Annotated in this window: 20 protein-coding genes; 10 read left to right on the top strand and 10 right to left on the bottom strand. The window is 64.3% G+C overall.

The genetic code is table 11. The features are described 5' to 3' along the window. Window positions 1–14 precede the first annotated feature (14 nt). Window positions 15–1,067, bottom strand: coding sequence for a patatin-like phospholipase family protein (locus tag QA649_RS19155; RefSeq protein WP_283025545.1), 1,053 nt, complete (start codon window positions 1,065–1,067; stop codon window positions 15–17). Window positions 1,068–1,311: 244 nt separating this feature from the next. Between QA649_RS19155 and QA649_RS19160 the strand changes: the two genes are divergently transcribed. The 4 genes from QA649_RS19160 (at window position 1,312) to QA649_RS19175 (ending at window position 6,818) form a co-directional block, all read left to right on the top strand. Then, window positions 1,312–2,385 carry a hypothetical protein gene (locus QA649_RS19160; protein ID WP_283025546.1) on the top strand — a complete coding sequence of 358 codons (1,074 nt, stop codon included), beginning with the start codon at window positions 1,312–1,314 and terminating at the stop codon, window positions 2,383–2,385. 139 nt (window positions 2,386–2,524) lie between these two features. Then, a complete protein-coding gene (locus tag QA649_RS19165; RefSeq protein ID WP_349254071.1) occupies window positions 2,525–2,881 on the top strand; it encodes an aldo/keto reductase in 357 nt (118 codons plus the stop codon). A 301-nt stretch (window positions 2,882–3,182) separates the two neighbouring features. Beyond that, complete coding sequence (locus QA649_RS19170; RefSeq protein WP_164987853.1) at window positions 3,183–3,377, top strand: hypothetical protein; 195 nt, start codon at window positions 3,183–3,185, stop codon at window positions 3,375–3,377. Between the two features lie 978 nt (window positions 3,378–4,355). Further along, on the top strand, window positions 4,356–6,818 hold the full coding sequence (locus tag QA649_RS19175; protein ID WP_283025547.1) for an EAL domain-containing protein: 2,463 nt from the start codon (window positions 4,356–4,358) through the stop codon (window positions 6,816–6,818). Here the strand turns inward: QA649_RS19175 and QA649_RS19180 are convergent. The 3 genes from QA649_RS19180 to QA649_RS19190 all read right to left on the bottom strand — a co-directional run bounded on the left by QA649_RS19180 (window position 6,804) and on the right by QA649_RS19190 (window position 10,594). Then, complete coding sequence (locus tag QA649_RS19180) at window positions 6,804–8,063, bottom strand: serine hydrolase domain-containing protein (RefSeq protein WP_283025548.1); 1,260 nt, start codon at window positions 8,061–8,063, stop codon at window positions 6,804–6,806. The two genes, QA649_RS19175 and QA649_RS19180, sit on opposite strands and share 15 nt — an antisense overlap. Window positions 8,064–8,508: 445 nt before the next feature. Then, window positions 8,509–10,179 carry a pilus assembly protein TadG-related protein gene (locus QA649_RS19185; protein WP_283026053.1) on the bottom strand — a complete coding sequence of 557 codons (1,671 nt, stop codon included), beginning with the start codon at window positions 10,177–10,179 and terminating at the stop codon, window positions 8,509–8,511. A 1-nt stretch (window position 10,180) separates the two neighbouring features. Then, window positions 10,181–10,594, bottom strand: coding sequence for a TadE/TadG family type IV pilus assembly protein (locus QA649_RS19190; protein ID WP_283025549.1), 414 nt, complete (start codon window positions 10,592–10,594; stop codon window positions 10,181–10,183). Between the two features lie 217 nt (window positions 10,595–10,811). Here QA649_RS19190 and QA649_RS19195 point away from each other — a divergent pair, with 217 nt between their 5' ends. Then, window positions 10,812–11,675, top strand: a complete 864-nt coding sequence (locus QA649_RS19195; protein ID WP_283025550.1) for a LysR family transcriptional regulator — start codon at window positions 10,812–10,814, stop codon at window positions 11,673–11,675. Between the two features lie 34 nt (window positions 11,676–11,709). Here the strand turns inward: QA649_RS19195 and QA649_RS19200 are convergent, their stop codons facing one another. Together QA649_RS19200 and thrS are read right to left on the bottom strand one after the other, a co-directional pair. Next, window positions 11,710–12,273 carry a nitroreductase gene (locus QA649_RS19200; protein WP_283025551.1) on the bottom strand — a complete coding sequence of 188 codons (564 nt, stop codon included), beginning with the start codon at window positions 12,271–12,273 and terminating at the stop codon, window positions 11,710–11,712. A 93-nt stretch (window positions 12,274–12,366) separates the two neighbouring features. Further along, on the bottom strand, window positions 12,367–14,409 hold the full coding sequence (gene thrS, locus QA649_RS19205; protein ID WP_283025552.1) for a threonine--tRNA ligase: 2,043 nt from the start codon (window positions 14,407–14,409) through the stop codon (window positions 12,367–12,369). 186 nt (window positions 14,410–14,595) lie between these two features. Here thrS and QA649_RS19210 point away from each other — a divergent pair, with 186 nt between their 5' ends. Next, window positions 14,596–15,771, top strand: coding sequence for an MFS transporter (locus QA649_RS19210; RefSeq protein WP_283025553.1), 1,176 nt, complete (start codon window positions 14,596–14,598; stop codon window positions 15,769–15,771). Window positions 15,772–15,863: 92 nt separating this feature from the next. After that, a complete protein-coding gene (locus tag QA649_RS19215; RefSeq protein ID WP_283025554.1) occupies window positions 15,864–16,241 on the top strand; it encodes a hypothetical protein in 378 nt (125 codons plus the stop codon). A 17-nt stretch (window positions 16,242–16,258) separates the two neighbouring features. Here the strand turns inward: QA649_RS19215 and QA649_RS19220 are convergent, their stop codons facing one another. Next, the gene (locus QA649_RS19220) at window positions 16,259–16,585 is read right to left on the bottom strand and encodes a GrlR family regulatory protein (RefSeq protein WP_026312645.1); all 327 of its coding nucleotides are present in this window, start codon (window positions 16,583–16,585) and stop codon (window positions 16,259–16,261) included. Between the two features lie 170 nt (window positions 16,586–16,755). After that, complete coding sequence (locus QA649_RS19225) at window positions 16,756–18,060, bottom strand: alpha/beta hydrolase (RefSeq protein ID WP_283025555.1); 1,305 nt, start codon at window positions 18,058–18,060, stop codon at window positions 16,756–16,758. Window positions 18,061–18,381: 321 nt separating this feature from the next. Here QA649_RS19225 and QA649_RS19230 point away from each other — a divergent pair, with 321 nt between their 5' ends. After that, window positions 18,382–19,749, top strand: coding sequence for an amino acid permease (locus QA649_RS19230; RefSeq protein ID WP_283025556.1), 1,368 nt, complete (start codon window positions 18,382–18,384; stop codon window positions 19,747–19,749). Window positions 19,750–19,751: 2 nt separating this feature from the next. Further along, window positions 19,752–20,963 (top strand): hypothetical protein, encoded by a 1,212-nt coding sequence (locus tag QA649_RS19235; protein WP_283025557.1) that lies wholly within the window; start codon window positions 19,752–19,754, stop codon window positions 20,961–20,963. On the opposite strand, the gene QA649_RS42955 is transcribed toward QA649_RS19235, so the two are convergent. Together QA649_RS42955 and yidD are read right to left on the bottom strand one after the other, a co-directional pair. Continuing rightward, on the bottom strand, window positions 20,964–21,173 hold the full coding sequence (locus QA649_RS42955) for a hypothetical protein (RefSeq protein ID WP_349254072.1): 210 nt from the start codon (window positions 21,171–21,173) through the stop codon (window positions 20,964–20,966). An 88-nt stretch (window positions 21,174–21,261) separates the two neighbouring features. Next, window positions 21,262–21,600: a membrane protein insertion efficiency factor YidD gene (gene yidD / locus QA649_RS19245; RefSeq protein ID WP_283025559.1), complete on the bottom strand. Its 339-nt coding sequence runs from the start codon at window positions 21,598–21,600 to the stop codon at window positions 21,262–21,264. Between the two features lie 249 nt (window positions 21,601–21,849). Here yidD and QA649_RS19250 point away from each other — a divergent pair, with 249 nt between their 5' ends. After that, entirely contained in the window at window positions 21,850–22,749 is a 900-nt protein-coding gene (locus tag QA649_RS19250; protein ID WP_283025560.1) for a hypothetical protein, read from the top strand. Window positions 22,750–22,833 lie beyond the last annotated feature (84 nt).

Raw genomic sequence — 22,833 nt, forward strand, 5'->3', positions numbered from 1 at the left:
CTCACGCGTCCGTCCTACTCGCCCGCTTTGGGCGCGTGGCCCGCGGGCGCCGGCGCGAGCACATCGATCGCCTCCTGGATCGACTCCAGCGCGCGCTCGGCGGCGCGCGTGCCGTGCGCGATCAGGTCCTCGCCGCGGTGGAAGTCGAACCAGCCGAAGTGGCCGACCCTCGGCGTGATCAACATATCGGGCGGATCGCCGGCGAGGCGCGCGCGGGTGATGCGGTCCTGCATGATGTTGAACGCATCGACCATCACCGAGGAGATGCCGGGCCGTCCGCCGCCGCCGAAGAACTCGCGCTTCATGGTCCTCTCGGGCGAGAACAGGCGCGGAAAACGCCGCTTGGTCGGCGTCGCCTCGGCCTCGGAGGCGACCGGGGCGGGCGCCGCGCCGTGCGCATGGATCGTCGTGGAATGGGTGAAGACGTCGCTGGAAAGATTTGCGGCGATGACGATTTCGGCGCCGAGCGCGCGGGCGGCCGAGACCGGCACCGGATTGACCAGCGTGCCGTCGACCAGCCAGCGGTCGCCGATCAGGACCGGTGAGAAGATGCCGGGCAGGGCGTAGGACGCCCGCATCGCGTCGACCATGCGGCCGCGCGTCAGCCAGATCTCGTGGCCGGTGCGGACCTCGGTCGCAACAGCGGCGAACTTGACGGGCAGGTCCTCGATCAGGGTCTGGCCGATCGCCTTCTCGAGCCGGGTTGCGAGCTTCTCGCCGCCGATCAGGCCGGAGCCGTTGAGGCGGATGTCGAGATAGCCGAGGATGTTGCGCATGCCCTGCAGGCTGCGCCCCCACTCTTCGAACGTATCGAGCCGACCGGCCGCATGGAGGCCGCCGACCACGGCGCCGATCGAGGTGCCGACCACGACGTCGGGCACGATGCCGTTGGCAATCAGGGTCCTCAGGATCCCGATATGGGCAAAGCCGCGCGCCGCGCCGCCGCCGAGCGCGAGGCCAATGACCGGCCGGCGGATGCTCCCCAAGCCGACCTTCTCACCGACTTTTTCGCCGGCTTGCTCGCCGTTGGAGCCGTTCGAGCCGCGGCCCTTCAAGATCTCCAGCACTAAAACTCTCCTACGCTGGGACAGCCCGCCGCCAGACTAGGCAGCCCGCTTGCGCTCCGCCATATCAGGGGCGAAGCATGGTTTATGCCGCTTTGGAAAAGGCGCTGGGCAGGAGTATGGCGAGGGCTGTTGCCTTAAGTCTAATCACGCGGGATCAGTCGGGTTCCAAAGATCGGATCGGGGCCGTATTTCCTGGGATATCCGAGGCTTGAATTTGCCGCGTTTTCGGTGAAAAGCAGGGAACATGACACGCGGGGGTGACGGCATCATCGGATGGCGGCGCAGCGGCAGGCTGCTGCCGGCGCTGACCCTTGTCGCCTGCCTCGTGACAGCAGGCCAAAACGCTGCGCAGGCGCAGCTTTTCTCCGATCGCCCGCCGCCGGTGCCCCCGGCTTCGGTGCCAGATCCCGGCGGCGCCGTCAGCCTGGCGCCCCCTTCCGGCCCGGGTGCCGGCCCGCCGAGCCTGCCGCCCACCCTGACCCAGCCGGTGACGCCCAGCATGCCGCCGCCCGCGGTCACGACGGTGCCGCCCGCCGCGCCGCTCAATGCGGCCGTGCCCGGCCAGGGTGTGCTGTCGCTGACGGCGAGATACGGCAAGGATTCCGCTCCGATCACCAGCGGCCTGGTCTGGCGGGTGTTTGCCGACCGTCCCGACGAGAACGGCACCTTCAAGCTGATCAAAGAGGACCGCAGCGCCACGCCGAACATCGTGCTGCCGCCCGGCAACTACGTCGTCCACGTCGCCTTCGGCCTCGTCAGCGCGGTGCGCACCGTCAGCCTCAAGGCCGAGACCGACCGCGAGTCCTTCGTGCTGCCGGCCGGGGGCCTGCGCATCGAGGGCCGCGTCGGCACCAGCCGCATTCCGCAGAACCAGATCTCGTTTGCGATCTACAAGGGCAGCCAGTTCGAGTCCGGCGAGCGTGCCTCGCTGGTGCCCAACGTCGCCGCCGGCGACGTCGTGCTGATCCCGGAGGGCACCTACTACATCGTCTCCAACTATGGCGATGCCAATTCGGTGGTGCGCTCGGACATCCGCGTCCAGGCCGGCAAGCTCACCGACGTCACCATCACCCATCGCGCCGCCGTTATCACGCTCAAGCTCGTCAGCGACAGGGGCGGCGAGGCGCTCGCCAACACCGCCTGGTCGGTGCTGACCCCCGGCGGTGACGTCATCAAGGAATCGATCGGCGCCTTCCCGCGCGTCGTGCTCTCCGAAGGCGAATACCGCGCCATCGCCAAGAACGAGGGCAAGGTCTACGAGCGCGGCTTCAACGTCGTGAACGGCGTCGACGGCGAAGTGGAAGTCGTGGCGCGGTAGTCTTCCGGGTGAAGGGGACCCTCCGCGAGTCGCTCTGATAGATGTAGCGTCGGATCTCCCCACATCGTCATTGCGAGCGCAGCGAAGCAATCCAGAATCGTTCCGCGGAGGCACTCTGGATTGCTTCGCTGCGCTCGCAATGACGAGGAGGAGAGATCACGAGTCCGATCAGCGCCGACTGCGGTCCGCAACATCGTACCGTGCTTCTCATCCAGCGCACGAAAAGGCCAACCAGACGCTGGTCGAGCTGCTCGGCGAGATCGCTGCGGCGAAGCAGGCGACGCCGGCGCAGATCGCGCTGGCCTGGCTGCTGGCGCAGAAGCCGTGGATCGTGCCGATCCCCGGTACCACCAAGCCCCGGCTCGCAGAGAACCTTGGCGCGACGGTGGTAACGTTGTCCGAGGCCGATCTCGCCGCGATTGCAGGAATGCTGGCCAGGGTAGCGGTGCAAGGTGATCGCTATCCCGCCCATCTCCAGGCGCGGGTCGGCCGCTGACAGATGTTTGCATCGAGGCCCGGTGAGCGTTTGCTTACCGGGCTTTACGTCTTGTGTTCCGGTTTGAATACGCGTGCGAGCGCTATCAAGCGGCATCGAAGGCCGATCAACACCGGTAGCGTCGGCTTATTCCGCGGACGTCGCGACGTCGTTATCGCCGGTGGAAGATACGTAATTCCGACAATCAATTTTATTCTCTTTCCATTCTGCTGCGTTATATGTCGGGCATCCGTCCAATGGGGGACGCCGGGACAGGCTCGTTGCCTGCGAGACCGGAGGAGCAGGGACCAAGCCCGTCGGCATGTTCGAAGTGATCCTTACCAGGCGCAAACGGTTCGGTTGGCGGTGGCAGGTGTGCGACCAGTCCGGCAAGATCTTTGCCGACGGGTTCGAACGTACCCGGCCGGCCGCCAAATATCACGGCGAGCGCGCGTTGTTTTTCCTGCTGTCGCAAGCCTATCTGCGCAACCGCTCCGCGGCGTCCAGCGAGGACTAGCGGCGCGCGGGGCTACAACACCTTGCGCTGCCCGTCGGGCGAAACACCCTAATTGTCCGTCAATCCATGCCACCAAAAATATTCCGCTTTACCGAAATTCGGAATTGACGGATAGTGCGCGCACTCCAGCCCAAGGAAGAGGGGCGTATCGCGATCGTCACGAACGCGGGCCGGGCAGCGGTGGACGCAGGCCACATCGGCGCGAAGGGTTTTGCAGGGCAGGCAACTGTGAGCAAGGTCGTCGCGCACACGACCGGTGTGATCGGCGTACGGCCAAATCGTGTGGTCCTGGCGCCCGGGGTCTGTGCGCCAAGTCTTGCGGTGATGTGGCGGCCCGACCGGGCACGCGCATCAGTCATCCGCATGGCGACGGGGGCAATAGTGCATCGCTCCCCGGGGAGAGCACGACATAAGCCGTAATACCACTGCGCAGGGAAGGCCGGATGTTTGGCTTCACCTGTATGCCGCTGTGCAAATTCTTTGTTGCCACCTTTCGCACAGTGGACCGTGGGTGCCCGGCCGGCACCCGGTCTTCCCTGCGCCCTCTTTCAATGGGGGTGAGACGACCAGGCAAAGCTCGGGCGAGATGAGCCGCGAGGACGCGAAGGTGTGTCTGCAAGGAAGATGCAAGCCGGTGAAGCGGCACCGTTGCCTCTCGCTCCGTCATTGCGAGCGCAGCGAATCAATCCAGAAATGTATCCGCGGAAAGACTCTGGATTGCTTCGCTGCGCTCGCAATGACGATGTTGATGCAGGCGCGCGCCAAACCTCTCTAACGACGACACCGAGAGTGACGCGACGCTGTCGCCATCTCGTCACGCACGCGCAAAGCACAACCGTCATAGTCTCTAACGCGCACTAACCAACACCTGACTTAAAACTGTCATAATCACTGAATGGAACCCGCGCCCGCGCGCTCTTTACACGCCATTAAGTGCACCTGCATTGGATGCGCCGGGAAAGTGCGTTGGGGACTGCGATGACTGCCGCGAAGAAGATGCCGGGAAAACCGGCCGCCGAAATGTTCGACGACATCCCGGTGCTTCAGCGCAAATGGCGTGCCGCGTTGAAGCCGGGTGAGCGGCTGCCGCGCTATGAGGACGTGATGCTCGGCAGCCTCGGCCGGCTCGCCGACCACATCGCGCTCTTGAAGAACGACGGTGCACTCGAACTGTCGCGCAGTGGCCGTTACGTGCAGAAATGGCTCGGCGAGGAGCGCTGGGACATCCCGGTCGAGGAGCTCTCGCCTGACTGTGCCACGGCTTTGTCGGAAGCTGCGGCGAGCGCGCTGGCGAACGGTCGGCCGCACCAGGCGAGCGCGCATTGCGTACGCGACGGCATGGTCAGGACCTATGACGTGCTGGCGCTGCCCACCGCCTCGCGCTGGGGGGCCACGCTGGTCGGCGCCTATGTCAACGAGCGCGGCGCGCAATATAATCTGCTGGATGCGATCTTCTCTGCGACCGACGATGCGGTGATCTCGCTGGCGACGCTGCGCGACGCCGGGGGCAAGCCGTTCGATCTCCAGATCGTGCACCACAACAAGAGCGCGGGCGTGCTGCTGGCGGCCGCAGGCGCGAGCCTGTTGTGGCGCCGGATCGGCGAGGGCGGCACGCTGCTGGCATCGCCCGATGTCATGGAATTCCTGCTCAGGTCCATCTCCGGCGGCCGCGGCGAACAGCTCGAGATCGAGCACGAGGGCCGCCATCTCCGCCTCAGCGCCACTGCCTTTGCCGACGTGGTCTCGCTGACGATCTCCGACGTCACCGCCTTGAAGCGGCGCGACGCCTCGTTCCGCCTGCTGTTCGACAACAATCCGATGCCGATGTGGGTGTTCGACGCCGAGAGCAAGGAGTTTCTCAGCGTCAACGACGCCGCGGTCCAGCATTACGGCTACAGCCGCGCCACTTTCCTGCGCATGAAGCTGCACGAGATCTGGCCGCAGGACGAGTGGGACAGTCACGCCGAGGCCCTCGAACGCGTCGGCGACACCTATCACTCCCCGCGCAACTGGCGGCATTTGCGCGCCGACGGCAGCGAGATCGAGGTGCTCACCTTCGGCCGCCGCGTCGCATTCAACGATCGCGACGGCTATCTGGTCGCGGTGGTCGACATCACCGAGCGGCGCAAGGCCGAGGCGCGCATCGCCCACATGGCGCACCATGACGGGCTCACGGACCTGCCGAACCGCGAATATTTCCAGGAACGGTTGAAGCAGGCGCTCGACCAGGCCGGGGGCAAGCGCGTCGGCGTGCTCTACATCGACCTCGACCTGTTCAAGAACATCAACGATTCCTTCGGACATCCCTCGGGCGACCGCCTGCTCAAGGAAGTCGCCGAGCGCCTGACCATTGCCGTCCGCGGCGCCAATCTCGCGGCCCGGCTCGGCGGCGACGAGTTCGCCGTGATCCTGGCCGCCGACGTCTCGCCGAACGAGGCCAGTGCCTGCGCGAGCCTGCTGATCGACATGCTGAAGGCGCCCTATGAGATCGACGGGCAGGAGATGGTGATCGGCGCCAGCATCGGCATCGCGCTGTCGCCCGGTGACGGCGTGACGTCGGAGCAGTTGATGCGCAACGCCGACATGGCGCTGTACCGGGCGAAGTCCGACGGCGGCGGCGTGCATCATTTCTTCGAGCGCGAGATGGACCTGCAGGCGCAGAAGCGCCGCGACATGGAGCTCGATCTGCGCCGGGCGTTCGCCAATGGCGAGTTCGAGCTGCACTATCAGCCGCTGGTGTCGATCGCCTCCGACCGCATCTCCGGCTTCGAGTCGCTGCTGCGCTGGCGTCATCCCGACAAGGGCATGATTTCGCCGGCGGAATTCATTCCGGTCGCCGAAGACATCGGCCTGATCACGCAGCTCGGCGAATGGGTGCTGCGCGAGGCCTGCGCCGAAGCGGTGAAATGGCCCGTCGACGTCAAGGTCGCCGTCAACCTGTCGCCGGCGCAATTCCGCAGCCGCAACCTGGTCCAGGTCGTGATCTCGGCGCTGGCGCAGTCCGGCCTGTCGCCGAAGCGGCTCGAGCTGGAGATCACCGAGTCGATCTTCCTGGCCGAGACCGACGCCAATCTCGCGATCCTGCACCAGTTGCGCGAGCTCGGCGTCGGCATCTCCATGGATGATTTCGGTACCGGCTATTCCAGCCTCAGCTATCTCAGAAGCTTCCCGTTCGACAAGATCAAGATCGACCGCTCCTTCGTGAAGGATCTGGCGCGGCGTCCCGATTGCGGCGCGATCGTGCGCGCGATCTCCGGGCTCGGCCGCAGCCTCAACATCACCACGACCGCGGAGGGCGTCGAGACCGAGGATCAGCTCGACTGGCTGCGCGCCGAAGGCTGCAACGAGGTGCAGGGTTTTCTGTTCAGCGCAGCGCGGCCCGCCGCGGAGATCGCAACACTGCTGGCCAAGTTCGGCCAGCGCGCCTCACGGGCGGCGTAGCGCCTCGGGGAAGCAGTCGTAGACCAGCGCCTTGAAGGCGGGCGTGATGCGGCTGCGCTCGTTCTGGGTCTGCTGCATCATGAGGTAGACCATGTCGAGCTTGGGATCGACGCCGAAATAGGTGCCGCTGCCACTGTCCCATTTCAACTCGCCGATCGATCCCGCCGGCGGCGGCTTCGCGTTGCCGGGATCGGTGCGTACGCCGATGCCGTAGCCATAGCCGAAGCCGTCACCCGGAAAGTAGAAATAGTCGCGCCCCACACCCGAGCCGGGCCCGATGTGATCGGTCGTCATCGCCTTGAACGCGGCGGGGCTGAGGTAACGCTTGCCCTCGAACTCGCCGCCATTGAGCAGCATCTGCGAGAAGCGTTGATAGTCGGTGATGGTCGACAGCAGCCCGCCGCCGCCGGATTCCCATTCGGGATGGGCGAGGCGGTCGCGCTCGCCGGCGAGCAGGATCGGGTCGTTCGGCAGCGGCCGCGCCATCCGCGCGCGCTCCTCCGGTGTCGTCAGCACGAATTTGGTGCTGGTCATGCCGAGCGGATCGAGAATGCGCTGCTTGAGGAACTGGTACAGTGTCTGACCGGAGATGATCTCGACGATGGCGCCGAGCACGTCGGTGGAATGGCCGTAGCGCCACAGCGTCCCGGGCTGGCGCGTCAGCGGCAGCTTGGCGATACGGTCGGCGAACTGTCTGTTGTTGAAGGGGCCCTCGAAAATATTGGCGGCCTGGTAAACCTGCATCACCCAGGGGGCGCCGATATAGTCGTAGCTGATGCCCGAGGTGTGCCGCAGCAGATCCTCGATGTTGACGGGACGGATCGGCGGCTCGAGTTCGACCGTCGATGTGCCCTCCGGCTCTATTCCGACCTTGGTGTCGGCAAAGAGCGGGACGTATTTCGACGCGGGATCGGTGAGCGCGAGCATGCCCTCGTCGATCAGCATCATCGCGCCGAGGCACGTGATCGGCTTGGTCATCGAGTGGATGGCGAAGATCGTGTCGGGCGTCATGGCGAGGCCCGTCCTGGTGTCGCGCACGCCGAAGGTCTCGAGGTAGACCGGCTTGCCGTGCTGCTGCACCAGGATCACGGCGCCCGGCAGCCGGCCGCTCGTGACCTCGTTGTTGAAATAGGCGGTGATGCGCTCGAGCCCGTCGGGCGACGGGGCAGGGATGTCCGCGGCGCGACTTCGCCCCATCGCGCCGGCGAGCAGTGCGGCTCCGACCAGAAATTCACGACGCTTCATCCGGGCTTCCTCCCTCGCCGGGATCAAAGCCGCAAGATGCCGAAGGCGTCAACAAGCCATCGATTAAAATCGCGTCACGATTTCCGAAAGGAACGGTCGCGAACGGTCCTCGCTGAGCCTGGTCCGCGTGCCTGATCTCGGCGTCAATGGCGCGTTGGAAGGATGCGGCTACATGGCACGAACGCTCGCGAGGAATTTATCGATCTGGACTTCGAGCTCGGATGCATTCCTGGCGAGACATGCCGGAGGCGGTCAGAACATTCCCCGGTCTGGGAAATCGCCTTCAGCGCCCTTGAAACGGGAAGGCATGCTAAAGACTCCCAATTGAGAACGTTCAAAGTCAAGATGGCATCGGGCCAGCACTGGCCCATTTCCGAAACGCGGAATGACTCAAACACGACCGGTTACAAATGATCGCGCTCTGAGCTGGATTGCGGCAACTCGATCAGTTGACGAGCACCGCGCCGTCGCATCTGACGCCGGAAACCCATACGTCCGCTTGCCCGATTCCGACGCCGAGTGCGGCAAGCGTGGATGCGAGTATCTGATCGATCGAGCTCGTGGCGCCGGAAAGGATATTGGCGACCGTCGAGCCGGCGCCGGGTAGCGGCAGCGCGAGGGGACCGGTCGTGACTGTCAAGCTCATGTCCCTGACCAGGCTCGACATCAACGAAGAGGTGAAATTTGTCGTGGTGACTGTCTTGATTGTCTGAGCCTGAATGTCGGCGTAGCTGAAGTCGACCTGCTTTGCCGCGGTATTGCTGATTTCAGCATGAGCGCGGCCGGTGATGGTTACGCCAGATAGGTTGACCAATGTGGCGGGCGGAGGGTTCGGCTTGGTCCTGAAATTGGTCATGTCGGCCATCGAAACGTTGCCGACCCAGGCGTCGACGACGCCAGGGGTAACGCCGAGCGTGACAGTCGAATTGCTGATGTCGGGCCGTCCGCAGGAGATGCCGGACAGCGTGGCCGTACCCGCTGCCACCTCGACATAAATCGGCAGATTGACTGAAGCAATGCCGCCGCTGCCGGCGAGCTGGATCGTGATCAGGACGCGCGTCTGAGCCGTGTGGACGCTTGCGCCCTGGGCACCGACGGCGAACCAGCCCGAGCCCACGGGACGTTCGCCGACGGTGGCGACCACCGAAACCTGGGTGATCCCAGGCAGGTTGAGGTTCACGCTGGTCGCGATCTGATTGTTTCCATTCGCGACGGCTGCGGTGCCGGACAGCAAGCTCAAGAGCGAAAGGCTGGCTCCGACCTTGGGCTTCTGGCCAATTGCGAGGCTGCCGTAAGGCCCAAGATCCAGGAGCGATCCCGGAGCAATCCGGGTTGACTGTGCGGATGTGGCTTGGGCGATGCTCGACAAGGTGATCGTGGCCGCGTTGTTGCCATTGGCGTTCTGTTGCGTCGTCAGCATGGCCGCAAGGAGATCGGCCATCTTGACGTTGCTGCTCAGGACATTGTCGTAAGTCGGGCCAGTCACATTGGCCCGCGTCGCGACCGCAGAGAGGAAATCGAGCGCGTCGATGCGCGCGTTCGCGAGCGCCTGATAGTCCATGGCCGTCAGTGAAAGGTTTGTTCCCAGCATGGACCCAAGCATGGCGTTGATCAGTCCGCCGTTGACCGCGAGAAGGCGTGAGCCGATCGCGAACGACGCAAGGGCCGTGCTCGATGCCGTTGCTGTTGTCTTGATCGTGTATTGGCTCGAACCGGTGACGTAACGCGCGAAATAGAGCGGTGTCTTCGTTTCGAGGGTGACCCGTGCGGCCGTCGGCGTTCCCGTTGCCGGCGTGACGAAGCGCTTGTCCGGCGCTACGGCAGCGTTGGCCGTGTAATTTCCAAGCTCGACGCCGACCAGCGCGTTCGCCGGATAGTTGTTGCGCACGACGGTCGCAGAGGCGGCATTGGTGGCGTTGTTCAGGTTGCCGGCAGCGACGATCGCCGCGAGGTCCGCTGCGCTCTGGGCCTTGCGCCTGTCGGCGAAGATCGCGCCGAGATCCACGCCAAGCGCGGCGAAGCCGATGACCAGGGTCATCACAATCGCTCCCATGATCGCAACGTTGCCACGATCGTCGGAGGCAAATCGGCGCCCGAGGTGCTGGGCCAATTTCATCCTAGAACCCTCCATAGGGAATGGCGGCGGAGCGTACGATCGTGGAGGAGGGAGCCGGTGCGAGTGGAAGCGCGAAGATGATGCTGCCGGACGCATCATATGTCACGGTCACCACGTACACGTTCGTGGAGCTGCTCGATGGAGCGGCGCTGACGACGATTTTGCCTGGATCCAGCAGCGGGTAGGTCGCGGCGTTTGCAGAGACGTAGCCGGTTGCAAACGTGTTGCGCTCGCTGTCGGAGACGCCGGCGACTGACGAGCGGGCAGCTTCCGCGGCAAGCTGCTGGACCCCGTGAATCATCGTGAGATAGCCGCCGAAGATGACGATCCCAAACAGCATCAATAGAAAGAGAGGCGTGATCAGCGCGAATTCGACGGCGGAAGCGCCGCGCTGGCAGAGCACGAATCGAAGCATGGCGAACCTCAACCCTTTGTTGTGGTCGAGGATGCGGGCGCGCTCGTTACGGCTTATTTTATGGATCGTTCCGTAAGTTTGCGGGTGTCATTGCGGGCTTTAGTCCCCAAAAAATTTATGGGGCCATAGAAAGCTTGTTTTAGATCAACACTTCAGAGTTGTAGGGTGTTTCTAACGGAGACAACCTGCGGTTAAGTATTTTAAGGAGATTAATTAAATGAATCAACGCAAGGGGTACGTAAATATTCCTACGGAAATCGTGCGTACCGCGATTGCGATCTCCGAGACCGGGAGCCTGTCCAAGGCCGGTGAACTGTTGGGCCTGAGCCAGCCGGCGATCAGTTCACAGATGAAGAGGCTTCAGAATCTGGTGGGAGGACCGCTGTTTGAGCGGACCTCAGGCGGTACGGCCCTCAGCGATCTCGGCAGGCTTGCCCTGCAACAAGCCAGGCGCATGATCGAGGCGAATGACCAGTTACTGAGACTGTCCGGCAATACCGATCGTTCGCAGCCGGTCAGGCTGGGGCTCAATTCGCTCTTCGCGACCAATTTCTTCAAGGCGCAGCAATCTGCCGGCAGTCTTTCCGGCATTTTCGTCCAGGTCGATCAGTCCGGCACCCTCGCGAAAGCCTTGATCGAGGGATATCTCGACATTGCCTGCATGTTTGATCAGCCGCGCATGGATGGCGATATCCGCCAAATGATCGTCGCCGGAATTGAAGAGCCGCTCGTCTGGGTCAGGGCGAAGCAGTTTGTGGTAAGTCCGGGATCTCCCATTCCGATCCTGACGTGGCCTGGCGACGATTGGATGGTGCGAACGCTCGAACGTCACGAGATTTCATACAAGATCGTCTTCAACAGCCCCGATTTCGAGGTCAAGCTGCGGGCCGTGGAAGCCGGCATGGGATTCACCGCCGTGCCTGCCAGCAAGGTGCCCGACACGGTGGTCGTTGCAAGGGACTATTATCTTCCTGAATTGCCGACCATACGCCGGATCATGTGCGTTCGAGCGAGTCTCGGCAACGCGCGCGTGGCTGAACTCACGAAGCAACTGGCATCGTTGTTCTTCGAGCCGAGATGAGATCTTCAGCCTTGGCGGGGCGAGCTTTCCGGGCTTAGAATCTGGTCACGATATCGGACAGAGCAGGACGCGGACGGTCCTCGCTGGGCTTGCTCGGTGTGCCGATATGAACGAAGCCTGCGAGCTTCTCGTCCGGCTTGAGGCCGAGGCCGTCGAGCACATCGCGATCGAAGGCGAACCAGCCGGTCAGCCAGCAGGCGCCATAGCCGAGCGCGGTCGCGGCCGTGACGATATTCATGGCGCTGGCGCCCGCCGACAATTCCTGCTCGAAGGCCGGCACCTTCGGATGCGGCTTGGTGAAGCTGACGATGCCGATCACCAGCGGCGCGTCCATGAGGCGCTTGCGCTCGGTCTCGACGTCGGCGGCCGGCGCGCCCGGATTCTTGCGGGCAAACACCTTCGCGATCACCTCGCCGGCGCGCTGGCGGGCGTCGCCCTCGAAGATGATGAAGCGCCAGGGCGCGAGCTTGCCGTGATCGGGCACACGCGCGCCGATGGTGAGGATCGTCTCGAGTTCGGCCGCCGACGGGCCGGGTCCGGTCATCTCGCGCGGCTTGACCGAGCGGCGGGTCTTCAGGAGTTCGATGGCGTCGGGCACTGCGATATCCTCTTCGGCTGGTCGTCGGGCGTGCCATGCCGACATAAGCATGCACGCCCGCAACCGGAAGCGAGTTTAGATCAATTTCAGGGATCAGATGGCGCCGCGGACCCGCTTCACATCCGGCGGCGTCGCCTCGTCGACCAGCGCGGCGATCGCCTCGGCGGTCGTCATCACCTTCTGGCCGTCGCTGCCGAGCCGGCGGACGGAGACCGACTGCGTCTCGGCCTCCTTCTTGCCGACCACGAGCAGCGCCGGGATCTTGGCCAGCGAGTGCTCGCGGACCTTGTAGTTGATCTTCTCGTTGCGCAGGTCGATCTCGACCCGAAGTCCGGCGCGCCGCGCCTGCTCCAGCACCTGCTTGGCGTACTCGTCGCCTTCCGAGGTGATGGTCGTGACCACCGCCTGCACCGGCGAGAGCCAGAGCGGGAAGTTGCCGGCATAGTGCTCGATCAGGATGCCGATATAGCGCTCCATCGAACCGCAGATCGCACGGTGCACCATGACAGGCGGCTTCTTGCCGCCGTCATGGTCGATGTAGAACGCACCGAACCGCTCCGGCAGGTTGAAGTCGACCTGCGTGGTGCCGCACTGCCAGTCGCGGCCGATGGCGTCGCGCAGCACATATTCGAACTTCGGCCCGTAGAACGCGCCTTCGCCCGGATTGATCTCGGTCTTGATGTGATTGTTCTGCGTCTGGATCTCGCGCAGCACGGTCGCCATCACGCGTTCGGCGTGATCCCACATCGCATCGGTGCCGACGCGCTTGTCGGGACGGGTCGACAGCTTCACCGTGAGGTCGCCGGTGAAGCCGAAGTCGGCATAGGTCGACAGGATCAGATCGTTGATCTTCAGGCACTCCTCGGCGAGCTGGTCCTCGGTGCAGAAGATGTGCGCGTCATCCTGGGTGAAGCCGCGCACGCGCATCAGGCCATGCATGGCGCCGGACGGCTCGTAGCGATGCACCACGCCGAACTCGGCGAGGCGCAGCGGCAGGTCGCGGTAGCTCTTCAGGCCGTGCTTGAAGATCTGAACGTGGCCGGGGCAGTTCATCGGCTTCAGCGCAAACCAGCGCTTGTCCTCGGCCTCGTCGCCGGCCGACTGCGCCGCGAACATGTTCTCGCGGTACCAGCCCCAATGGCCCGAAGTCTCCCACAGCACCTTGTCGAGGATCTGCGGCGCGTTGACCTCGCTGTAGTCGCCGGTCAGGCGACGGCGCATATAGGCGATCAGCTGCTGGAAGATGGTCCAGCCCTTCGGATGCCAGAACACGACGCCCGGACCTTCTTCCTGGAAGTGGAAGAGGTCGAGCTCGCGCCCGAGCCTGCGGTGGTCGCGCTTCTCGGCTTCCTCGATCTGCTTCAGATAAGCGTCGAGGTCCTCCTGCTTGGCAAAGGCCGTACCGTAGATGCGGGTCAGCATCGGGTTGTTGCTGTCGCCGCGCCAATAGGCGCCGGCCACCTTCATCAGCTTGAAGGCATTGCCGACCTTGCCGGTCGAGGTCATGTGCGGGCCGCGGCAGAGATCGAACCAGTCGCCCTGGTAATAGATCTTGATCGGCTCGGTGCCGGGAATGGCGTCGACCAGCTCGACCTTGAAGGCCTCGCCCTTGTCGCGGAACACCTGCTTGGTCTTCTCGCGATCCCACACTTCCTTGGTGAAGGGTTTGTCGCGCGCGATGATCTCGCGCATCTTCTTCTCGATCGCGGCAAAGTCTTCCGGCGTGAACGGCTCGTTGCGGAAGAAGTCGTAGTAGAAGCCGTTCTCGATCACCGGACCGATGGTGACCTGGGTGCCCGGCCACAGCGTCTGCACGGCTTCCGCCAGCACGTGCGCGCAGTCGTGGCGGATCAATTCGAGCGCGCGCGGGTCGTCGCGATTGACGAGCTCGATCTTGGCATCGGCCTCGATGGGATCGTTGAGGTCTGCGAGCTCGCCGTCGAGCGCCATCGCAACCGTGCGCTTGGCCAGCGACGGCGAGATGCCCTTGGCGATATCGAGGCCGGTGATGCCCTTGTCGTATTCGCGCCGGGCGCCGTCGGGGAAGGTGAGGGTGACTTTGGGAGCGGGGGTCACGGGCTTCAGGTTGGACAGGCTATACTGGAAACCGGACTCGGATTTGGGCTGGTCTGTCATTGCTTTTCTCCTGAGGCTCACTCCTGCGAACGAGCGCAGGTAAGCGGGAACGAGCGATATATCAGGCGATTCGGCCTGTGCAATCCGGCATTTCCAAGAAAGTGACGCGCAAAACCCGCGGCGCAGCCCCAACTATTTGGCGTTGTGCCCTTTAACTCGTCACACGCCGCCGCTACATGCGTTTGCATGGAAAATCCCCCCGCCGCCGGCCGTTTCGCGCCAACTGCCCTGATGCTCGGCAATCTCGTCACCGGCTGCTCGGTGCTGGCGCCGGCGGGCATGCTGCCGGAATTGTCGGCGGGGCTTGGGATCAGCATCCACGCGGCCGGGCTCCTGATCACCTTCGGCGCGGTGACGCTGTGCATCGGCTCGCCGCTGACGGCGTGGCTGACCAGCCGCATCGAGCGACGGACTCTGCTCACCACGACGCTGGCGGTGCTCGCGCTCGGCAATTTCGCCTCGGCGTTTGCGCCCGACTACGCGAGCCTCCTCGTCATCCGCCTGGTCATGCTCGCGGTCGGTGCGCTCTACACGCCGCAGGCGGCGGGCACCGCGGCACTGATCGTGCCGGCGGAGCGGCGCGGCAGCACGATCGCCTATATCTTTCTCGGCTGGTCGCTGGCGGCCGCCGTCGGTCTGCCGTTGATCACCTTCATCGCCAGCCGTTATGGCTGGCACGCCGCCTATGGCGGGATCGGCGCGCTCGGCTGCATCAGCTTCCTGTTGCTGCTGCTGCGCCTGCCGGCGGGCTTGAAGGGCACGCCGGTGGATCTGAAGACCTGGAGTGCGGTCGGCCGTAGCAGGACGATTTTGCTGTTGCTGGCGATCACCATGCTGCAAATGTCCGGGCAGTTCGTGGTGTTCACCTTCATGGGCCCGCTGCTGAAGAAGCTGACCGGGGCGAGCCCCGATACGGTCGGCATGGTGTTCGCCATCTATGGCATCTGCGGCTTCCTTGGGGTCGCCATCGCGACACGCATCGTCGACACCTGGGGGCCTTACCGAACCTCGCTGCTGTTCACCTGCCTCGTGCTTGCGGGCATCGCCGTGTGGGCGCTGAGCGCGGGCACCATCGCGTTGATGGCGATCGCGGTCGCGATCTGGGGCCTGGGCTTTGCCTCGACCAATTCGATGCAGCAGGTGCGGCTGGTCGCGGCTGCGCCGCCGCTGGCGCCGGCGACCGTCGCGCTCAACACCTCCGTCCTCTATATCGGCCAGGCCGTCGGGTCCGCCACCGGCGGACTGCTGTTTGCCCGCGAGCTCCTGCACACGATCGGCTTCGTGGCGGTCGGCTTCGTCGTGCTGGCGCTGGTCCTGGTGATCCTGACCCGGCCCCGGCCGGCTGCGGCTGCGACGGCCTGAAATCCCGCGCTTTCGTACGCGCAAGGTGCTTGGCAAACGGCGCGTCAGAGCGCTAGAAGGCCGGTCATGGGGACCAAAGAGAGTTGACTGAGATGAGGATGATTCTGGCGGTTGCTGCGGTGCTCTATTCCACCTCCGCGTTCGCGCAAGCCGACAAGCCACCGATGGTCGGGGACAAGCCGCTGGTGCAGGTCACGCCCAAGGGCACCAAGGCGGCGGCCGCGACGGCTACTCCGGCGCCGAAGGGCAAGCCGCAGTCGATCGCGGCGCGGCTTCAGGCCTGCCTCGAGATCGACGACGGCACCAAGGACCGTCTCAACTGCTACGACGCCGTGATCCCGCCGGCGCCGAAGCCGAAGCCGGCAAAGGCCAAGGGCTACGCCGATTGCCGTTTCTTCAAGGAAGAGGACGAGCGGCTGGCCTGCTTCAACGGCTTTGCCGAGAGCATTCCGAAGTTGCCCAAGACCTAACGCTCGGAGCCGGGCGGCTAATCGCTGATCCAGCTCAGCACGGCCCTGAAGGCAACGCCCGGCACTTGCAGCGCGCTGCCTTCGAACTCCGCCGTGTCGCCGTCTTCCCGGCCGGTGAGCGTCAACGTGATCCGGTCGATGCCGAACAGCGCCTTGAAGGACGGATCGTCATTGTAGCGCTGGGTCGAGATCTTGACCTTGATGCTGTCGCCTTCGCCCGTGTAGGTGCCGATGAAGGCGAAAGCGGAATTGCCGCCGCGCATCTTGCCATCCATCACATAGACGACGCCGCACCCGGTCCCGTGAACCGTGTGGAAGTCGGCCTTGTACAATCCCTGACGCACCCGCATGTCCCCGCAGAAATTCCGACCGCAACTCGGCTGGCAAATTATGGTCGTTGGCAGCGGGCGCAATCCGTTGGCTCCCGGGGACGAAAGCCCATCAACATCACATTTTGATCAGCTGGTGAGACAATTGCAGGCAAGCGCGGGCAAATACCGGCTGGCGCAATATCCTAACGGCTTGACGCAACGCGCGTCAGGGCCAGTGCCGGCGTCGCCGACATCTTCACCAGCACGTCCTTGAGCGGATCCCGCGTCCAGGCGCGGGTCACGTAGTCGCGATGGGTGATGCCGTCGCCGGTTTCGACGAACACCACGCTGCCGGGGCGCAAGGGGCCGTCCATGTCCTCGGAGACGCTGATGCCCTTCTGCCTGAGCATGCTCATCAGCTCGCGGTCACGCCGTGCGGTGTAACGGGTGTAGGAGCTGACGAAGAAGCCGGAGCGGTGGCTCTCGATCCAGGAAGCGAACTTGTCCATTTCGCCATAGACGGCGTCGAGAAGCACCACGCCGCGGACGCGGTCGCTGATGCCGCCGACCTCGAGGCTCCAGGCCGTCGGCAGGAAGCCGCCGCTGTAGCCGACGATGACGATCGGCATGTTGGCGAAGGCGCGCGCGCTGTCGGGATCGCCGGTGAGGCGGGCGAGGTGGTTCGCCGACTCCTCCATGAAGCGCTTGAGGCCGCCGGCCTGCCAGAATTTGCCGGCGCTGGAATCGGCGGCATCGACCGCCATCTGCGGCGCAAGCAGGATGGCATTGGCGCCGGAGTCGGTGATCTGCCTGGGCACCAGTTGCCGGTCGCGCACGTCGCGCTCCAGCGTCGCGCCATTGCCGTGGAAGAACACCACGACCACGCCCGGCTTGCGTACGTCGAAATGCTCGGGCACGTGCACCAGCACGCGGCTGTCGCTGTAGGTCTCGTCCTGCCAGTAGACGCGTCCGGAATAGCTGCGGTGGCCGCGGCGGTCGCCCTTGGAGATGTTGAGGAACGGCGCGTCGGAGGCGGGGTTGTTGCCGAAATAGGGGAAGGCGGACGATTTCATGCTGACGAGGGTCGTCAGGTCGTCGCGCGGCGGACGCTGGTAGGGGACTTGCGGCGCGAGCGAGGCGACCTTGTAGGGCGACTGCTCCGGCTGCTGCTGCACGGCGCGCTTGGGCGAGAAGTCGGACATCTGCCGTTGCAGGAAACTCTCGCTCGCTGAGGGGAAACGCTCCCTGAACTGCGGGGCGGGGAAGCGATCCTCGAATGTGTCGGCGCTGGCAATCTGTTGGGTATTGGTCTTGGCGACCACCTGGACATTGGCCTGCGAGTTCGCCGCGAGCGCTGCCGGATTGGGCGCCTTGCCGCATTGAACCAGCGTCAGCAACAGCGGCACCAAGGCTGAGATCAGGCCGACACGGAGCGCACGACCGTGCCGACCGGACGAGGCCCGGTCGGCACGAATGTCAGCTCTCATGTTCGGAACGGCCCCGACCATCCACCCATGACCCCAAAGTCACGTCCATCGGCAATCTCTAGACAATTGAGCCGACTGGCGTTTAGGCGACGTTAAGTGTCCGGAGAAACTTCCCCACATCCGGAACGCCCAAAAGGACCACGCAATCGTGTCGTGATTGTGGGGTAGGGAACGGGATTTTCCGGTGCCTGGGCCGGTTTATCCCCCACGACCCTGCATAAGCGGTGCGAAAATACCAATGTCCTTTGCCTCATTTAGCCCTTGTTAACCCTGCTTGAATTGACTGAAGCCAAACTGCACGATGCTCCCCGTGAGGCGAGACGCCTGAGGTTAAGGACCCCGATGACGGCATCAGATGCGGGTACCGCACCCTGGACTGGCCGGCTGACCGGGAGCGGGCCCGGGGTCTCCGCTCTGGTCGCAACCGCCATCGTCGTTGCCGACATGATCGGGGTCGGCGTCTTCACCAGCCTCGGCTTCCAGGTCAAGGACATCCCGTCCGGCTTCTCGATCCTCCTGCTCTGGACCGTTGGCGGCATCGTCGCGCTGTGCGGCGTGTTCTCCTACAGCGAGCTGGGCGCGATGTTTCCGCGCTCGAGCGGCGAGTACAATTTCCTCGGCCGCGCCTATCATCCCGCCTTCGGTTTTCTCGCCGGCTGGGTCTCGGCGACGGTGGGCTTTGCAGCGCCCGTCGCGCTCGCCGCGATGGCCTTCGGCGAATACGCCAAGTCGGTCATTCCCGATCTGCCGCCGATCCCGCTCGCCCTCGGCGTGGTGTGGCTGGTCTCGATCGTGCAGCTGACCGGCGTCAGGCACTCCTCGACCTTCCAGCTGATCTCGACCATTTTGAAGGTCGTGCTGATCGTCGCCTTCCTGGTCGCCGGCTTCATCATCGGCGCGCCGCAGCCGATCGCCTTCACGCCGCAGCCGGGCGACCTCGCGCATATCGTCAGCGCGCCGTTCGCGATCGGACTCGTCTTCGTGATGTATTCGTTCTCGGGCTGGAATGCCGCGACCTACATCATCGGCGAGATGAACACGCCGCAACAAAGCCTGCCGCGTGCACTGCTCGTGGGAACGCTGATCGTGCTGGTGCTGTATGTCGCGCTGAACGCGGTGTTCCTCTATTCCACGCCCGTCGGCGCGCTCGCAGGCCAGCTCGACGTCGCCAGTGTCGCCGGCACCACCATCTTCGGCAGCCTCGGCGGCCGGATCGTCGGCGCCATGATCTGCGTCGGCCTGATCTCCTCGATCAGCGCGATGATGTGGATCGGCCCGCGCGTGATGATGACGATGGGGGAGGACATTCCTGCCTTGCGCGTCTTCTCGAAGCGATCGGTCAGCGGTGCGCCGGCCTATGCCATCCTGTTCCAGCTCGCGGTCGCGACCCTGCTGCTGTTCACGCGCAGCTTCGAGGCCGTGCTCGACTTCATCCAGTTCGCGCTGTTGTTCTGCTCGTTCTTCACGGTCGCCGGCGTCATCAAGCTGCGCATCACCGATCCTGATCTGCCCAGACCCTATCGCGCCTGGGGATACCCGTTCACGCCGCTCGTTTTCCTGCTCGTGACCGCGTTCATGATGTACTACCTCCTGACCGAGCGACCGGTGCAGTCGCTCTCGGGGATGCTCGTCATGGTCTCGGGCCTGTTGATCTATGCTGTCTTCCGCAGGCGGCCGGTCGCCGCTGCCAATTCATCACACCGCGAATAGACATGTTTCGATCCATGAGAATTGCGGCAGTCGCTCTTGCCCTCCTGGCTGCGGCCGTCTCGTCCGCATCTGCCGCCGACGTCACCTTTGACGATACCGCGCGCTTCCTTGCGGGTATGCAGCCTGCGGCGGACTCGCCGCTGGTGCCGCTGACCAGGGACCCCAACTGGCAGCATCACGCAAAATTCTTCGACAACGCCTTCGCCCAGCTCGAGCAGCGGCAAATATCGAAGATCCGCGCCTGGTCCGACGTCAATCTGGCCGCGCCGCGGCCGACCATGTTCTACATGTTCAGCGGCCCGGACTTCCTCTACGCCAATGCCTTCTATTCCAAGGCCAGCACCTACGTGCTCGGCGCGCTGGAGCCGGTTGGCGCCGTGCCCGATCTGACGAAGGTGCCGCGCGGTTCGGTCGGCGCCGCGCTCTACAATGTCGAGCGCTCGCTCGGCTCGATCCTGAGCTTCTCCTTCTTCATCACCAAGCAGATGAAGGTCGACCTGCACACCAACCAGGTCAACGGCACCCTGCCGATCCTCTATGTCTTCCTCGCCCGCTCCGGCAAGACCATCCGCAACGTCGAGATGGTCGCGCTCGACAACAAGGGCGGGATGCATGTGGGGAACGACAATCCGGGACCGAACGCGACGCGCGGTGTCCGCATTACCTTCGCCGGCAGCGACGGCGAGGTGCGCACGCTGTATTATTTCTCGACCGACCTGTCGAATTCCGGCGCGCGCGCGACCGGTTTCCTGAGGTTCTGCGAGACGCTCGGGCCCGGCAACAGTCTGCTCAAGAGCGCGTCCTATCTCATGCACTCCGGCAACTTCACGGTCGTCCGCGACTGGCTGCTCGCCAACAGCGCCACCATCGTCCAGGACGATTCAGGCATTCCGCTTGCCAACTACAATGCACGGCAGTGGCGTTTCTTCCCGTTCGGCCGCTACCTCGGGCCGATCGATGAGTTCCCCGGACGCTACCAGGAGCGCTACGCCGAACTGTTCACGCGCGCCCAGCCGATCGACTTCGGCGTCGGCTATCGCTGGCGCATGCATGAATCCAATCTTCTGCTGGCGGTGAAAGTGCCGGGAAGCGAGAGCGCGCCGGCGGCTGAGACCGCTTCGTCCGCCGAGCCGCCACGACCGCCGCGCCCGAAGCGACCGCGCCCGCCCGAGCCGATCCCGCCGCCGCCGGGACGCTTCTTCTGGTTCCGCTAGCTACCAGTGCACGCTCTGGCTCGGCACGACGAAGGCCGTCGTGCTGGGCGGCGTTGCAAGACTCGTCGCCAGATACCAGCCGGAGCCGGCCGCGAGCACCAGCAATGCGATGATGGCGAGCATATCGAGGGTTCTGGGATCGTGAGGCTTCCTGGGACCAGGGTTGGGCCCAGACCTGAGGTGAAAATGAGGGCTGATTTTCCAGCGCATTGTTGTTTCCTCCCGTGGGAGCATCACAACAACGCGAGGCGACGGTTCCGGTTCCGAGGTCAGCGATGCGCAAAGCGCTGCAGCAAGCTCAGGACGCATTGACGCCGCGCCAGCGGGCATACCGCCAGGGCAGATACCAGCGTGCGTTTTGCGGCGCGACGAGCGGCACATTGTCGATGCCCGACGTGCCGTACGGATTGCAGCGGAGCACGCGCGCGAGCGTCATCCAGCCGCCGGCCCAGAGCCCGAAGCGCTCGATCGCCTCATCGCCATAGACGGAGCAGGTCGGCAGGTGCCGGCAATTGTATCCGACCAGCGGCGAGAGCGTGTGGCGATAGAGCCAGATCAGCGCGCGGCCAAATCTTCGCGGAAGGCGAAGGACGCCTTCGACGGGAGTGGAACAATGCTCGCAGGTTGAATGCTTCATGGGCGCGTTGCTGCGACGTTAAGCGAGGTGTTGCCCGGTTCCGGCGCAGGGAACTGTAAGGTGTTGTTTGCGCGCCATATTTTGCCTGCTTTCTGGGAGCAGTGCAGCAAGTATCTGTGGACGATCTGTATTCGCCCGGATACCATTTTTATGACGGCCGTGTGTAGAAAACATACGCCTGTATGATGGACTCAGAGGGCGCTACCGGGGATTGTTTGGCGACCTTGGGGCTTTGGGGAAGGAACCAGATTGAAACTTCTGAACTCCCTTGATCTTCGCGGCTGGTTGCTGGTGGGAACCGCCGTCTGTGGAGTCGCGCTGGCCGGCGCCGTCGCGACATTCGGGTCATCGGCCCGAGCGGGCAGCGCTCTCGAAGAGCGCAAGCTGCCGATGAAGTTCAGCTGGGTCGCTTGCGAACCGAATTGCCGCGGCTGGGTCAGCGCGGTCGGCATCATCACCGCTGATACCCCCAAGGAGTTCGAAGAGTTTTCTCGCGGACGCCAGCTCGGCGGCGCCACCGTGGTGCTCGATTCCAGCGGCGGTTCCGTCAACGACGCGATCACGCTCGGCCGGCGCTTCCGCAATCTCGGACTTTTGACCACGGTCGGAATCAGCCTTCAGAATCGCGGCGGGCAGTCGGCCCGTCCTTCGGTCGCGCCCGAGGCCTATTGCGAGTCCATGTGCGTGTTCCTGCTGCTGGCCGGCAAGAAGCGCTACGTGCCGGAAGCGGCGCATGTCCGGGTCCACCAGATCTGGATGGGCGACCGCGCCGACGATGCCAAGGCCGCGAGCTACAGCGCACAGGACCTGATGATCGTGGAACGCGACATCGGCCGCCTCGCCAAATACACCTTCGACATGGGCGGCGCCGGCGACCTGCTGTCGCTCGCGCTCAGCGTTCCCCCCTGGGAAGATCTGCACGAGCTCGATGCAGGCGAACTGAAGCTCACCAATCTGGTGACGACGGATCTCGTCGCCGACGTGCTGCCGCATGTGGACCTCACGGCGCCGGCGATGGCGGAGCTCGCGCCGAAGACGCAGGCGAGGTTCGGTGCGGAACCGGAGCAGCCGGCCAAGTCGACCAAGACGGCGGAAGCCGTGGTGCCCACGGGCAGCGCGGCGGCGCCGGCTACCGCGGCGCAGAAGTAAGCTCCCCACACAGTCATTCCGGGGCGCGCGTCAGCGCGAACTATGGTGCGCAATTGCGCACCTGAGAATCTCGCGCTGCAATCT

The sequence above is a fragment of the Bradyrhizobium sp. CB1717 genome (genome assembly GCF_029714325.1).
In the GTDB taxonomy this organism is placed as follows: Bacteria; Pseudomonadota; Alphaproteobacteria; order Rhizobiales; family Xanthobacteraceae; genus Bradyrhizobium.

Bases quoted from the DNA above. Each gene is read 5' to 3' on its own strand.
- QA649_RS19160 (WP_283025546.1), top strand. From the start codon at position 1,312: ATGACACGCGGGGGTGACGGCATCATCGGATGGCGGCGCAGCGGCAGG.
- QA649_RS19165 (WP_349254071.1), top strand. From the start codon at position 2,525: ATGACGAGGAGGAGAGATCACGAGTCCGATCAGCGCCGACTGCGGTCC.
- QA649_RS19170 (WP_164987853.1), top strand. From the start codon at position 3,183: ATGTTCGAAGTGATCCTTACCAGGCGCAAACGGTTCGGTTGGCGGTGG.
- QA649_RS19175 (WP_283025547.1), top strand. From the start codon at position 4,356: ATGACTGCCGCGAAGAAGATGCCGGGAAAACCGGCCGCCGAAATGTTC.
- QA649_RS19180 (WP_283025548.1), bottom strand. From the start codon at position 8,063: ATGAAGCGTCGTGAATTTCTGGTCGGAGCCGCACTGCTCGCCGGCGCG.
- QA649_RS19185 (WP_283026053.1), bottom strand. From the start codon at position 10,179: ATGAAATTGGCCCAGCACCTCGGGCGCCGATTTGCCTCCGACGATCGT.
- QA649_RS19190 (WP_283025549.1), bottom strand. From the start codon at position 10,594: ATGCTTCGATTCGTGCTCTGCCAGCGCGGCGCTTCCGCCGTCGAATTC.
- QA649_RS19195 (WP_283025550.1), top strand. From the start codon at position 10,812: ATGAATCAACGCAAGGGGTACGTAAATATTCCTACGGAAATCGTGCGT.
- thrS (WP_283025552.1), bottom strand. From the start codon at position 14,409: ATGACAGACCAGCCCAAATCCGAGTCCGGTTTCCAGTATAGCCTGTCC.
- QA649_RS19210 (WP_283025553.1), top strand. From the start codon at position 14,596: ATGGAAAATCCCCCCGCCGCCGGCCGTTTCGCGCCAACTGCCCTGATG.
- QA649_RS19215 (WP_283025554.1), top strand. From the start codon at position 15,864: ATGAGGATGATTCTGGCGGTTGCTGCGGTGCTCTATTCCACCTCCGCG.
- QA649_RS19225 (WP_283025555.1), bottom strand. From the start codon at position 18,060: ATGGTCGGGGCCGTTCCGAACATGAGAGCTGACATTCGTGCCGACCGG.
- QA649_RS19230 (WP_283025556.1), top strand. From the start codon at position 18,382: ATGACGGCATCAGATGCGGGTACCGCACCCTGGACTGGCCGGCTGACC.
- QA649_RS19235 (WP_283025557.1), top strand. From the start codon at position 19,752: ATGTTTCGATCCATGAGAATTGCGGCAGTCGCTCTTGCCCTCCTGGCT.
- QA649_RS42955 (WP_349254072.1), bottom strand. From the start codon at position 21,173: ATGCGCTGGAAAATCAGCCCTCATTTTCACCTCAGGTCTGGGCCCAAC.
- yidD (WP_283025559.1), bottom strand. From the start codon at position 21,600: ATGAAGCATTCAACCTGCGAGCATTGTTCCACTCCCGTCGAAGGCGTC.